A 13,212-nucleotide genomic window follows, 5' to 3' on the forward strand; every position below is an offset into this window, starting at 1 on the left:
TATCAGCCCCGGCCAACTGTCTTGTCGTACTCATCTGCACTGACCACGGTTACTTCTCCGGTTTCCGTGATTATGACACTAAAAAAACGACGAATGTCGCTGGTTGACTGGAACCGCACTTCCGCCGGGGTCAGGTCACCGCTGGACCAGATATAGAGTTCAGGCTTTTTCTTGCTTGCTTCGTTTTCAAACAGCCCTGAGTCAGTAAAAAACGAGTCACTATCCTGCTGCTCTTCAGCATCCAGAGCAGCCTGCCAGATCAGCTCACCCGGCATAAAATCCAGATTGATGGCTTCTGAAAGTTCTTTCTCTGTGAGCAATCGGTCATTTTGCATTAACTGCCATTTGTCTCCGTGCCACTCCATAAACTGATAGCCATTGTCGGTAAACCTGACCCCAAGGTCTTTACCTTTGAGCAATGACTTTTCGTGGCCAGTTTTCACCAGAGCAGCAAATCGATCCGCAGCCGTTTTTAAACGTGCGGAACTGTCAGCCGGTTCCAGAGTGGGCAATACGACAGCGGTAGCAATGCCCAGCAGTACCAGAACCAGCATGATTTCAAGCAAGGTGAAACCGGCACTTTTCATCAGGAATTCATGTTCCAGTTGCCGATGTCATCCTCAGAGCCCGCCTGGCCATCAGGACCGGCAGAGAAGATATCGATATCACCAAATTCACCGGGAGACTGCATCAGATAGTCATTACCCCATGGGTCTTGGGGTAGACGACGGATGTAGCCGTTGTCACGGTAATTCCTGGGTTGAGGGCTGCCGGAAGGCTGTTCTACCAGAGCATTCAAACCCTGCTGAGTCGATGGGAAGTGATTATTGTCCAGCTTGTACATATCCAGTGCGTTTTCCAGCGTCACTAAGTCACTGACAGCTTTCTGCTGGTCTGCCTTTTCTTTGTTACCCAGAACATTCGGGGCCACCATGCTGGCCAGGACACCGAGAATCACGATCACCACCATGATCTCGATCAGGGTAAAACCCTGCTGTTGTTGTCGATGTGCCTTTTTCGTAGTCATTGGTCATTCACTCCTAATGTCACATGGCCCGATCTGTGTCAGGCTCATATTCTCTTCTGAAAAGCTCTTTACTGAAAACCCTATACTGACTGTTAACCATCTGATACCAGTGAGTTAAGATCCAGCATCGGGGTCAGAATCGCCATCACAATAAACAGAACCATGCCCGCCATGGAGACAATCAGCAAAGGGCCAAAAACACCCAGGGCAATATTCACCTGGTTTTCAAACTGTCGATCCTGACTGTCCGCTGCTCGAACCAGCATCTGTTCCAGCGCACCCGATTTTTCACCACTGGCAATGATATGAAGCATCATGGGTGGAAACAGTTGTGTCTGATCCAGCGCCATCCAGAGGCTGGAACCTTCCCTCACCCGCTCCGAAGCCTGTTCAAGGGATTTCCGGATAAAAGAGTTGGACATGACTTCTGCCGAGATTCTCATACCCTGCAGAAGGGGCACTGAACTGCTGCTGAGAATACTCAATGTCCGGGCAAAACGGGAAGTATCAACACCGGCACCCACTTCACCCATAACGGGCATTTTCAACAGCCATCGGTCGTGGGTCAGTCTCCGCTCGGGATTAACCAGCAGACGTTGCCTCATGAATAACAGAACGACAAGGCCAGCCAGTACAGCGAAGCCGTAATCCCGAACAAAGTCACTCATGGCAATCAAGGCACGAGTCATGGCTGGCAGGTCCTGCCCGAGATCCGCAAACTGTTCCACCACGGTGGGTACCACGGTTGCCAGCAAAATGGCGATGACCGAGACCGCTACTATGCTGAGAATAGCGGGATAGATCATGGCCTGAATCAGCTTACCCCGGATCAGCTGACGCTGTTCGGTATAATCTGCCAGCCGCTCCAGAACCGTATCCAGATGACCGGACTTTTCACCGGCCGCCACCATTGAGCAATACAGTGTGTCGAAGGTTTTCGGGTAAATCGCCAGACTTTCTGCCAGCGTCCGGCCTTCCAGTACCTTGGCTCTGACGGTGGTGATCATAGCTTTCAGATGGGATTTCTGAACCTGACGAGACAAGGCCTGAAGACACTCTTCCAGAGGAATGGCAGCCGCAACCAGAGTGGCCAGCTGACGAGTCAGCATGGCGACTTCAGCCGGGCTGGCTTTTTTCTCGAACAGAGTAAACGACGCACGTTCACCACTGCTCTTTTGCTCAGATTCATTAATGGTCACCGGAACCAGACCTTCGGAGCGCAACTGCTGACGGAGCTGGCGGGCAGAATCAGCCTCAAGTACCCCTTTGCGTTTTTTACCCTTTTTATCCAGGGCTTCGTAAGCAAATACGCCCATTATTCCTCCCTGGTCACCCGCAGTACTTCTTCAATGGAAGTCATACCCGCAAGAACTTTACGGAAGCCATCTTTCTGGATACTGGGGCTGGTCCTGCGAATCACGTCTTCCAGAGCCTGTTCACCGGCACCCTCATGAATCATTCTACGAACTTCATCGCTGACCAGAAACAGCTCATGAATGCCGGTTCGACCTTTATAGCCACCGCCATGACACTCGGAACAACCTTCAGGGCTGGCTTCGTGAACGGGTCTGCTGTCAGAGTCGTCCATTCCTATCAGCTTTCGCTCATGAGGCGTTGGCTCTCTGGCTACTTTGCAGGAAGGACAGAGGGTACGAACCAGACGCTGGGCCAGAACGCCCAGCAAACTGGATGACAGCAGGAAAGGCTCAATGCCCATATCTCTCAGGCGTGTGACAGCACCGATAGCCGTATTGGTGTGCAGGGTACTCAATACCAGGTGACCGGTAAGGGAGGCCTGAATAGAAATTTCTGCGGTTTCGAGATCACGAATCTCACCCACCATCACCACATCAGGGTCCTGACGCAGGATGGCACGCAGACCCCGGGCAAAGGTCATATCGACCTTGGGGTTGACCTGTGTCTGACCCACACCTTCGAGATCGTATTCCACAGGATCTTCAACGGTGAGAATATTGCGCTCTGTGTCATTGATTTCTGTGAGACCAGCGTACAGCGTCGTACTCTTACCAGAACCGGTCGGACCTGTGACCAGAAGAATGCCGTGAGGTTTATGCAAAGCCTCACGGATGTGCTGATGAATATCAGGCGTCATGCCTAAGCTGGACATATCCATACGGACACTGTTGCGATCCAGCAAACGCAATACGATTCGCTCGCCATGACGGGAAGGCAGTGTCGATACCCGGACATCAACGGCACGGCCACCCAGTCGCAGAGAAATACGACCGTCCTGAGGCACCCGCTTCTCAGCAATATCCAGTTTGGCCATAACCTTGATACGGGATACCAGCAATGCCGCCAGCTTACGCTGGGGTCGAAGGATTTCTCTCAATACACCATCGACGCGGAAGCGAATGACCAGGCAGTTTTCGAAGGTTTCGATATGAATATCGGAAGCCCCTTCCTTGATCGCCTCACCTAACATGGCGTTGATCATGCGAATGATCGGGGCACCATCATCGGCATCTAAAAGGTCTTCGCTGTCGGGTAATTCCTCTGCCAGAGAGTGAAGACCTTCATCATTGCCGATATCGTTCATCAGCTGTCGGGCAGCCGATGAGTCTTTTTGATAATAAGCCGACAGTCGTGCTTCAAACTCACCCTCGGACAGTGATTTAATATCTATCGGACCCGCAACAAATCGACGAACTTCGGCAATGGCTGCTCTGGATGGTTGGCCATTGACGTACAGGCAGGGGCTGCCCTGCGGCTCTTGTTCCAGCAGAACACCGAAGTTACGGGCAAAGGCAAAGGGCAGTTCAAGAACACCCGCAGGAGTACCTTGAGCAAGGACTTCGGTTTCCTGATCAACTGTTATCGCCGGACTCAGCATCGTTCTTCTCCGACTGTTTACTGGCTACCTTGTCATCGTCTTCCCTGTCGTTTTTTTCTTTCTCTTTTTCTTTCCGATCGGCTTCATCCAGTTTCTGGCGCGCTCTGTTCATCAGATCGGAGTTAGAAGGGTATTCAGGCAGGACCGGAGTTCTCGCATCAGGCATCAACTCAACGCCCTGATCACGACGATCTAGCTGGCGGGCACGCATATAGCTGTATTTCTTACCGCTGATACTGGTCAGGATGTTATCGTCACGAATGATGGTAGGTCTCAGGAAGACCATCAGGTTACGCTTTTTCACCTCGCTGGAGGTGGAGCGGAAGAGCGCCCCCAGGTAGGGAATGTCACCCAGCAGTGGCACTTTGGAAACACTTTCCTGCACGTCTTCGTCCAGCAGTCCGCCAATAACAATGGTGTCACCACTGCGGGCCATGATGGATGTTTTCACTTCACGCTTGGAGAAAGTGACATCGACGGAAGTCGTACCATTAACACCAGACACTTCCTGAGTAATATCCAGCATCACCGAATCCCCTTCATTGATCTGGGGCTTGACGGTCATCTTCACACCTACTTCCTTACGCTCTACAGTCTGGAAAGGATTATCGTTGTTTGAACTGGAGGCGGAACCGGTGATAACAGGAACTTCGTCACCCACTATGAAAGAAGATTCTTCGTTATCCAGCGTCATCAGGCTGGGAGTCGCCAGAACATTGGATTTTGTTGAGCTGGTAACAGCCTGCAAAAGGGCTGTCCAGTCGCCGGATGTGATACTGAATGCAGCACCGGAAACACCGGCCAAAGCATCATATAATCTGGTGTAATCGCCCGGCTGATCAGGGTTAATAGTGGTGCCATTTTCACCGATGACCGTTGAGCCCGGCACGTCCTCTGCCTCTTTCAAACCGGCCATGATCTCGCCAATCGGTACCGTTCGGCCATCATTAAACTGCATCATGCTGCCGTTGTTAGCATTGGCCAGCTGGAAGGAGAGGTTAATGCCATCACCATCGGCTACCTCAACGATAATGGCTTCGACCAGAACCTGGGCACGACGGATATCAAGCTGCTTGATGACACTTTCCAGACTTTTCATAATGTCCGGCTGAGCGGTGACCACCAGAGCGTTGGTTTGCTCATGAACGTTGATGCTGAATTTCTGGTTATTACGAACAACTGTTTTACCGCTGTCTTTTTCTGCCTGAACCGTTTGCCCGACACCTTCCATGACTTCTTTCAGTTCTTCCGCCTTGGCATACCTCAAATAGAAGACACGGGTATTACCGGAGGATTCCTGTTCGGCATCCAGCTGGTAGACAATACGATTCACTTTTTGCAGTTGTCTTGCCTGACCGGCAACAATCAGGCGGTTGCTACGATCATCAGCAACCACGGTCACCTGGGACGCGCCGCCCTTACCACCTTTTTCCTGCAGCAGGGAAGTGAGAATTCGCTGCATTTCTGAAGCAGAAGCGTACTCGAGCTGGATAACAGAGAAGTTTCGGTTGCCGGTCATATCTACTCGTCTGACAATTTCAACCAGACGCTTCACATTAGCTGCACGGCCAGTCAGCAGAAGAATATTGGAGGGATCGTAATGAACCACATTGCCTGCAGTATCATTGAGCTGGCGCAATAACGGAGACAGTTCTCTCACCGGCACATTCTGAACCGGAAGCACCCAGGTAACGAACTCATCACCCTGACCCGTGTTTTGCCGGTCGGCCAGCGCAATAGACGACATTTTTGCGTTCTTGTCCTGAACAATTTTCAGAACATTATTCTCTTGTTCAATAACGGCAAAACCATGAACTTCCAGAACGTTCAAAAAGAGCTGATAGTACTGTTCAGCATTGAGCTTGTCATAGGAACGCACCGTTACAGAGCCACGAACAGCGGGGTCCAGAATAATGGTTTTGTTCAGAGTGGCACTGACCGTACTGGCAAATTCAGCAATATCGGCCTTTTCAAAACTGGCAGAATAACGCTGATAGTCAGCCGAAGCCTGACTGGCAAAAGCAAACGCTGAAACCAGTAAGAGTCCTGCCATCATTGAGCAGATCTGTCTGCGCAGCCGTCTCACGGCATTCTGGTTCACACATTTTCGGGCAATGGCCCCGCTAAGCAATTCAGGGAGTAATACTAATAACCCTGTCTTTCCTCTAACACTCATAGTTTGACTTCTATTTCATAGAGACGACCACCCCGTTCAATGGTCATCGATAGCTGGGTGAGCTGCTTGATTTCCTGCAGCAGCTTCATGGTATCGTTGCTGTCACTCAGGTCATATCCGTTAATGGACAGGGCTATATCATCAGGCTTCAGGCCTGACTCACGAAAAACGTCAGGAAACTTGCCAGGGGTTAACTGATACCCGACCAGCTGACCATCCTTCTGAGCCTCGGTGATCTGAAAAAAATCCGTAAAAGAGTCCGGATCAGAGATCAGTTGCTGACGCATTTCTATCAGACGACCACTGTCTCTTTTTTCTACTTTTCGATCCGCTTCATCGGGGTAAAGCAAAAGCGCTTCGAGCTTGCCCCGGTTCGATACAATCACCCGATCCTCATAAATATCTTTCACTTCCGCATTGGAGCCCTGAAGCTTTTCACCGATTCGATAAGTGCGATCACGGCCACTGGAACGAATCACCGCAACGGAATCAGCAGGAACTGAACTGGCAACAATACCGGTGACTTTTGCAGAGAGGCGGGATTTGGGAACAGCGTTGGGGTCAATACCAGGGTTATCCGTTTGTGTCAGCTTGACAGGCTCCTGACCAAACAGATGGAAATCATTCAGTGCGGGGTAGGCATCCTGTTCCGATTGGCGACGATTTACCACTGTCGATTGAGGTTGCCACGACTGAATCCTGGCGCTGCCAGAACCCTCCATGAGTTGCCAGGTAAGACGAGCCAGCTGTTGAGTCAGAAGAATCACCAGCAGCACTTCACAGCCAATAATCAGTCGCCGCACCCCAGTCTGTGATAACACACTGGCAATGTTCAAGTCAGGCGAGGACAGAGGGCCAAAGGCTTTCAGTCTGTTGAGCAGGCTTGGTGACATGGTACAACTTTTTCATCTAATTCGTTTATCAGTCCAATGCAGATTAAGTCGGCATTAAAATTCTTGTTTTCCCAATTGCCACTAATAGTGGTACATAGGTACAAAAAATTCACCATACGTGTAAATACTTATAAAAACAACGAATTATTCTTCATCCTTCAGTGCATAGAGGCTACAGCAAAACGGCCCTGATCTTGATCCAGATCAAATCGACTGATTTGATGGTAATGGTTCACTGTTACACTCTCGTGAAGCCATCAGATCGCCTCTTTTAGTTCGAATGGTAATAACCAAACTCAGCTTCATCATCTGATACTTCATCGGTCCCTTCATTTTTTGAGTCATAAAAAGCCCAGAACTGTGTGAGATAACAGCCTGCATATCAACCTGGCTTTGCTGAAAAAGAACAAGGTTGCAAAAATCTGGTCTTATTGGCTGACTCCTTAGTGTAAGTTAGTAGGAAGCCCCCTCCCACTTGGCGTCAAGAATATTGCGCAGCAAACTCTGGTAGCGGGCTCAATAAATAAAACAAGAGCATAAGGATCATGAAATTCAATAACACAGCCTTTCTGTCGGCAGTACCTTTGGTGCTATCTGTTTTTTCAACGTCGGTAGTCGCACAACCCGAAAGTATTCATCTCAGCTACGGGCCGGATCTTTCCAGTAAAATAGAGGTTAAGGACACTCGTCTGGCACTCAGATGGCATTTAAGTGACGAAGGACTTCTCGAACATTCAGAATGGAATGATCACTTTCTTCTCGATACCTCGGTTTCTTACTGGGACAATAAACTCGATGCCAGACCCTCCCACAGCTCGAAAGGTGACGATGATATCCATGGCATTTTCGTGACTCCGGTATGGCAATTCAAGAGTCCCAGAGGACGGTATTACTTCGATGCAGGTCTGGGCGTTGGCTGGATCAGCGACACCCAGATCCGTTACAAAGGCGACCAGCCTTTAGAAAAAAGCACTCATTTACAGTTTGAAACCATGCTGGGTGCCGGGGTTCTTCTGGGTTCCGAAAAAAGTTTTGACCTGGGCGCCAAGTTGCTTCACTACTCCAATGCTTATATCAAACGGCCCAATATGGATTTGAATGTTGTCCAGTTTTCGCTTGCTTATCATTTTTGAAATTAAATGCCCGGCAGTTGTCGGGCGTTTTGCTGACTGTCTGCTTTTCAAAAACATTTGATGGATGGCTCAGTTTCGACATTAAACTGCCGATTTGTGTTGATCAATGAACAGGAACTCAACAAACTGAGGCAGACACAAGTTATTATTGCGAAGGTTAGAGGCCGAACAGGAGTCTGAACCAGAGGCCAGATTAAAAAAACTGGCCATTATCCGGTTGGATACTTTAGCGTGGTGCTGGCAGGAAAATAACTGAGTTAATTACGGGCCTGGGGGATCATCTGGCGAAAGAGCAGCTCCAGCTGGTCAAATCGTTTGTCCATCTGTTCAAAACGGTTGTCCATCTGTTCAAAACGGTTGTCCATCTGTTCAAAACGGTTGTCCATCTGTTCAAAACGGTTGTCCACCTGTTCAAAACGGTTGTCCACCTGTTCAAAGCGGGTACGAGTTTCCAGCTCCAGCCGATCAATACGGGCTTGTGTCTCCCGATGTTGCTCATCGCTGCGCTTGAAACCCGCCATAGTCGCCTGAATCAGTGCCGCCAGGTCAGATCGAACAGATGACACTTCGATCTTCAGGCCCGCAATATCATGCTGATTGGTCAGCGCAATATTTTTGGTATCAGCACAGACTTTTGCCAGCCCGTGCTGGTTGGCATCCAACTGTCTGTGTTGCTCTTCCAGTTTTTCCAGTCTCGACTCAACCGACATAATCTTACCTCATGTTGTCGTTGCGCTGATCAGCATAGCAGAGCCAGCGAGCATCATTGCAAAACTTCGAGAAGCACCAGAATTTAGGATGAATCCAGTTCCCGGGCAGTCAGCTCTTTGAGCTCGGCGTAGCGGTAAGCGGTTGTGTAGATGTTAGCTGCGGATTATGGCATATCTTCTCTACCACCTCTTTACCTTCCAGTCAGGGTAAGGGTTATCCTGTGCACAGTTTCCCTCTAAATCAATCTCGTGGAGAAACACCATGAAATCTCTACAGATTCAGCTGGCCCTCTCCGGAGTCAACTGTGCCGGTTGTGTCGGCAAAATTGAAAAGGCCCTGAAAGGAGTGACTGGCGTGAATGACGCCAGTGTTAACTTTGCAGACAAAACGGCTATGGTCAAAGGCAGTGCTGAAGCGTCCTCTCTGATTTCAGCCCTGAAAAAAGCCGGATTTGAAGCGCGAGTGATACCCTGCGACTCTGAACGACAATTTTCTATACCGACTATTCACTGTGCCTCCTGCGTCAGCAAAATCGAGTCGGCTCTTCTAAAGATTCCGGGTGTTGAGAGTGCATCGGTCAATCTGGCCGATAAAACCTGCTCTGTTCAGGGGCAATCTGAAATTGGCGTCATTCTGCAGGCATTGGAACATGCCGGTTATCCCGGCACCGTGCTGACACCTGACAGTGATCTTCAGCTGAAACAGGAGGAGGAAGACAAAAAACAGTATCGCCACCTGCTAAAACATACTGCCATTGCTCTGAGTCTGGGCATTCCCCTGATGATCTGGGGTGTCGTCACCGGCGAAATGAGCATAAACACGCCCTTTCAGCAACTCGCCTGGGGGATTGTTGGCCTTGCCACTCTTTTTGTTCTGGTGTTCTCAGGTAAACACTACTTTACCGGCATGTGGAAAGCTCTGAAGCATGGCAACACCAATATGGATACCCTGATTGCCGTAGGCACAGGCATAGCCTGGCTTTACTCTATGGTCGTCGTATTGTTTCCTCACCTTCTACCGTCTGCCGCTCGCCATGTTTACTTTGAAGCCAGTGCCATGATCATTGGTCTTATCAATCTGGGCCATGCTCTGGAGTTAAGAGCCAAAGGCAAAACCAGTCAGGCGATTAAGCGTCTGCTGGGGCTTCAGGCCAAAACGGCCAGAGTCGTACGCAATGGACAGGAAATAGATATCCCCACAGACCAGGTTTTAAAAGGCGACATCGTCAGAGTCAGACCCGGCGAGAATATCGCGGTAGACGGCATTGTCGTTGAAGGCAGCAGTCTCGTGGACGAGTCTATGCTCACAGGCGAACCACTAGCTGTGAAAAAAACACCAGACGACGCAGTTTCAGCAGGCACCCTGAATAAAAATGGCAGCTTGCTGTTCAGGGCAGAAAAGGTGGGCAGTGAAACCGCTCTGGCCCATATCATTGCCCTGGTGAAAAAAGCCCAGAGTTCAAAAATCCCCATTGCCCGGATGGCAGATCAGATCTCATCTGTATTTGTACCCGTTGTGATAGTCATTGCTGTTCTGGCAGCCACTGTCTGGTTCTTTTTCGGGCCTGCGCCGGTATTAGCGCACGCACTGGTGGTAGTCACCACGGTTCTGATTATTGCCTGCCCCTGCGCTTTGGGTCTGGCTACTCCTATGTCTGTCATGGCCGGTGTTGGCAAGGCCGCTGAGCTGGGAATGCTGATTCGCAAGGGAGACTCTTTGCAGCAGGCCAGTCAATTGACCACCATAGTGCTGGATAAAACAGGCACTATCACCGAAGGCGATCCCAGAGTGACCGAACGAATCAGCATCACGGCGGACACTGAGGAAGAAAAAAACAGAATTCTGCAGATTGCCGCCAGCATTGAGAGTGCATCGGAGCATCCCCTGGCTGACGCTATTGTCAATTCTGTCAGACAGCAATCGTTGTCACTTTCACCCGTATCCGATTTTCATGCAGTCACAGGGCAAGGAGTGAGCGGGTGTGTTCAAGAAAAGTCTGTGCTGCTGGGTAATGAAAAGCTTATGGCTGCCAATGGCATTGATGTCACGCTTCTGGCATCCACATCAGAGTCACTGGCCAATCAGGGTAAAACCCCCATGTATCTGGCTGTGGATCATCAACTGGCGGGACTGATAGCGGTCGCCGACCCAATAAGAAAAGACTCCAAAGCAGCTATCGAAAGACTCCATAAACTGGGCATCAGGGTCTTGATGGTGACCGGTGATAACAAGCTGACTGCCGCCGCTGTTGCTCAACAGGTGGGCATTGATGACTTTAGAGCCGAAACTCTGCCTGAAGACAAGGAGCGCTACGTCAGGCAGTTGCAGGAAAAAGGGCACAAGGTCGGTATGACAGGTGACGGTATAAACGACGCCCCGGCCCTTGCCCGTGCTGACGTTGGCTTTGCCATAGGCACAGGGACTGATGTTGCCATTGAATCGGCAGATATCACCCTGATTCGCTCTTCACTCCATGGACTGGCCGACGCCGTCGAGCTGTCCAGGGCAACTCTGGGAAACATTAAACAGAATCTGTTTGGCGCCTTTGTTTACAATTCTCTCGGTATCCCGATTGCTGCCGGAGTGCTATACCCTTTCACAGGAATGCTGCTTAATCCTGTTGTTGCAGGAGCAGCCATGGCTCTGTCATCGGTCACAGTGGTCAGCAACGCCAATCGTCTGAGACGCTTCAAGCCAACTGCAAGGGAGCCTGAATCATGAATATTTCCAAAGCAGCGCAGGCCACTGGACTGACCGCCAAAACCATTCGTTACTATGAAAGTCTGAACCTGATTTCACCTGCCCATCGTCTCAATAACGGTTACCGTGATTATAATGAATCACACATACGAGAACTGTCTTTTATTAGCCGCGCCAGAGAGCTGGGCTTTACTCTGAAAGAGTGCTCGGACCTTCTGGATCTGTATAACGACAAACATCGTAAAAGTGCTGATGTAAAATCACTGGCCCTGAAAAAATTAGTCGATGTCGAGGCTAAGATCAGTCAACTGCAGGTGATTCGTGACAGCCTGCAACAGCTCGCCCAATGCTGTCATGGAGACAATATGCCGGACTGCCCTATCATTGAACGGCTGGCCAGGGGAATGGAATCTGATCCTGATAAAAAATAAGATAAAAAAAAAATAAGACACCCATTAAAAAAAAAAAAAAATAAGACACCCATAAAAAAAATAGAAAAAAAATAGGACACCCATTAAATAAATAAGACATTTAAAAACTGCATTCCCAAAAAAGGATCTGAAAACCTATCTTCGAATAGCCTATCAGCGAGCCACACATGAGCGTTCGACGAACAGAGGCTGCTCAGTCCATGATTCAGACGACACAAACTTATTCCGACTTAAAGTCGAGGAGGATAAAGAGAAAGTGTTTAATTTCTTAACTGACTTCTAAGCTAACTTGTCAGATACAAACGACTGCAGGCGTTTAAACCTCGAAGCCACTTCTGTCCGGCTTCAAGTGCATAAGCCTTCATCGCCTTCAGACGGCCAACTGCCCGATAAAAACGATTATTCCATTGCATGGTTTTCAGCCACTCATCCGGATCAATTTCCAATCTTTCAAGAATAGGAGGGGTGCATGACGGGATGGAACCTTTCTTGTCTGTTCTGACAATGCGACCGCTCCAGTCAACCAGTTCCAGATAGTCATGAAGAAGGTAGGGAAGGGCAACGTCCGTATTCTGGCCCTGCAAACAAAAAGGTTTCAGGGTCAGCGGCTGATTTTTAGTCTCAGAATCTGTAACCTGCTCTACGCGTTCCTGAATCGACGTGTAGTCTGATTCTTCCGGTGTTTCTACCTTTCCAGCCCGAATCGGATTCAAGTCAACGTAGGTCATGCAGGTCAGTAACGCTGCTTCGTCCAGCAGTGCCTGGCTTTTAAAGCGACCTTCCCAAAAGCGTCCTTTACACTCGTCTTCTTTATTGGCCTCACGAGCAAGGTATTCATTCAGACAACGCATAAACCAGCTGATATCCGTTAAACGACGCCGGTATTCCTCAGCATATTCATCAATACGGGCCAATTCAGCGCTGCCCAGTTTGTCAGCAGCCAAATGCCTTTGCACCAGAAGTGGGCCTGTAAACAAGGTCGTCCAACGGTGAAGCACTTCGTCCCGTGACCAGCCTCTGGCAGATGACTGATTGATGTGCAAAACCACGTGATAATGATTTGACATGACAGCGTAAGCGCAGACTTCGATAGCAAAGACTGAAACCAGTTCCCGGAGTTTATCCACCACCCATTGGCGGCGATGCTCATAGTTCTTGCCAGTCAGGTGGTTCTCTCCACAAAGGTAAGCCTGACGAACACATCTTGCCGTGCAGTGGTAATAAGGCGTTGAGCTGGGATCAATTAGAGTATTACGGGCCTGTGCCATGGACTCACCTGTCTGGGTA

11 protein-coding genes are annotated in these 13,212 nt (G+C 49.7%); 3 read left to right on the forward strand and 8 right to left on the reverse strand.

Annotated features, from left to right (window positions below; genetic code table 11):
• Positions 1-2: 2 nt before the first annotated feature.
• The 6 genes from gspH to gspC form a co-directional block, all read right to left on the reverse strand.
• A complete protein-coding gene (gene gspH / locus ACOJUO_RS06300) occupies positions 3-587 on the reverse strand; it encodes a type II secretion system minor pseudopilin GspH (protein WP_422135887.1) in 585 nt (194 codons plus the stop codon).
• Positions 587-1,027, reverse strand: a complete 441-nt coding sequence (gene gspG / locus ACOJUO_RS06305) for a type II secretion system major pseudopilin GspG (RefSeq protein WP_422135888.1) — start codon at positions 1,025-1,027, stop codon at positions 587-589. The genes gspH and gspG overlap by 1 nt, the downstream gene beginning before the upstream one ends.
• Positions 1,028-1,119: 92 nt before the next feature.
• Positions 1,120-2,343: a type II secretion system inner membrane protein GspF gene (gene gspF, locus ACOJUO_RS06310; RefSeq protein WP_422139274.1), complete on the reverse strand. Its 1,224-nt coding sequence runs from the start codon at positions 2,341-2,343 to the stop codon at positions 1,120-1,122.
• Positions 2,343-3,881, reverse strand: a complete 1,539-nt coding sequence (gspE, locus tag ACOJUO_RS06315; protein WP_422135890.1) for a type II secretion system ATPase GspE — start codon at positions 3,879-3,881, stop codon at positions 2,343-2,345. Before gspE ends, gspF begins: the two co-directional genes overlap by 1 nt.
• Positions 3,856-6,057, reverse strand: coding sequence for a type II secretion system secretin GspD (gspD, locus tag ACOJUO_RS06320; protein ID WP_422139275.1), 2,202 nt, complete (start codon positions 6,055-6,057; stop codon positions 3,856-3,858). Before gspD ends, gspE begins: the two co-directional genes overlap by 26 nt.
• The gene (gene gspC, locus ACOJUO_RS06325; RefSeq protein WP_422139276.1) at positions 6,054-6,950 is read right to left on the reverse strand and encodes a type II secretion system protein GspC; all 897 of its coding nucleotides are present in this window, start codon (positions 6,948-6,950) and stop codon (positions 6,054-6,056) included. Before gspC ends, gspD begins: the two co-directional genes overlap by 4 nt.
• A 545-nt stretch (positions 6,951-7,495) precedes the next feature.
• Here gspC and ACOJUO_RS06330 point away from each other — a divergent pair.
• A complete protein-coding gene (locus ACOJUO_RS06330) occupies positions 7,496-8,083 on the forward strand; it encodes an acyloxyacyl hydrolase (protein ID WP_422139277.1) in 588 nt (195 codons plus the stop codon).
• 257 nt (positions 8,084-8,340) lie between these two features.
• On the opposite strand, the gene ACOJUO_RS06335 is transcribed toward ACOJUO_RS06330, so the two are convergent.
• Positions 8,341-8,793: a hypothetical protein gene (locus ACOJUO_RS06335; RefSeq protein WP_422139278.1), complete on the reverse strand. Its 453-nt coding sequence runs from the start codon at positions 8,791-8,793 to the stop codon at positions 8,341-8,343.
• A 262-nt stretch (positions 8,794-9,055) separates the two neighbouring features.
• Here ACOJUO_RS06335 and ACOJUO_RS06340 point away from each other — a divergent pair, with 262 nt between their 5' ends.
• Both ACOJUO_RS06340 and cueR read left to right on the forward strand, forming a co-directional pair.
• On the forward strand, positions 9,056-11,515 hold the full coding sequence (locus ACOJUO_RS06340) for a heavy metal translocating P-type ATPase (protein WP_422139279.1): 2,460 nt from the start codon (positions 9,056-9,058) through the stop codon (positions 11,513-11,515).
• Positions 11,512-11,925 (forward strand): Cu(I)-responsive transcriptional regulator, encoded by a 414-nt coding sequence (gene cueR / locus ACOJUO_RS06345; protein ID WP_422135896.1) that lies wholly within the window; start codon positions 11,512-11,514, stop codon positions 11,923-11,925. The genes ACOJUO_RS06340 and cueR overlap by 4 nt, the downstream gene beginning before the upstream one ends.
• Before the next feature lie 284 nt (positions 11,926-12,209).
• Here the strand turns inward: cueR and ACOJUO_RS06350 are convergent, their stop codons facing one another.
• Positions 12,210-13,193 carry a transposase gene (locus tag ACOJUO_RS06350; protein WP_422139280.1) on the reverse strand — a complete coding sequence of 328 codons (984 nt, stop codon included), beginning with the start codon at positions 13,191-13,193 and terminating at the stop codon, positions 12,210-12,212.
• Positions 13,194-13,212: the final 19 nt, after the last annotated feature.

This window comes from Endozoicomonas sp. ALC020 (genome assembly GCF_049275935.1).
Classification (GTDB): domain Bacteria; phylum Pseudomonadota; class Gammaproteobacteria; order Pseudomonadales; family Endozoicomonadaceae; genus Endozoicomonas_A.

Excerpts from the sequence above, each read along its gene's own strand:
- ACOJUO_RS06330 (WP_422139277.1), top strand. The coding sequence starts at position 7,496 with ATGAAATTCAATAACACAGCCTTTCTGTCGGCAGTACCTTTGGTGCTA.
- ACOJUO_RS06335 (WP_422139278.1), bottom strand. The coding sequence starts at position 8,793 with ATGTCGGTTGAGTCGAGACTGGAAAAACTGGAAGAGCAACACAGACAG.
- gspE (WP_422135890.1), bottom strand. The coding sequence starts at position 3,881 with ATGCTGAGTCCGGCGATAACAGTTGATCAGGAAACCGAAGTCCTTGCT.
- gspG (WP_422135888.1), bottom strand. The coding sequence starts at position 1,027 with ATGACTACGAAAAAGGCACATCGACAACAACAGCAGGGTTTTACCCTG.
- gspC (WP_422139276.1), bottom strand. The coding sequence starts at position 6,950 with ATGTCACCAAGCCTGCTCAACAGACTGAAAGCCTTTGGCCCTCTGTCC.
- gspH (WP_422135887.1), bottom strand. The coding sequence starts at position 587 with ATGAAAAGTGCCGGTTTCACCTTGCTTGAAATCATGCTGGTTCTGGTA.
- cueR (WP_422135896.1), top strand. The coding sequence starts at position 11,512 with ATGAATATTTCCAAAGCAGCGCAGGCCACTGGACTGACCGCCAAAACC.
- gspF (WP_422139274.1), bottom strand. The coding sequence starts at position 2,343 with ATGGGCGTATTTGCTTACGAAGCCCTGGATAAAAAGGGTAAAAAACGC.
- ACOJUO_RS06340 (WP_422139279.1), top strand. The coding sequence starts at position 9,056 with ATGAAATCTCTACAGATTCAGCTGGCCCTCTCCGGAGTCAACTGTGCC.
- gspD (WP_422139275.1), bottom strand. The coding sequence starts at position 6,057 with ATGAGTGTTAGAGGAAAGACAGGGTTATTAGTATTACTCCCTGAATTG.
- ACOJUO_RS06350 (WP_422139280.1), bottom strand. The coding sequence starts at position 13,193 with ATGGCACAGGCCCGTAATACTCTAATTGATCCCAGCTCAACGCCTTAT.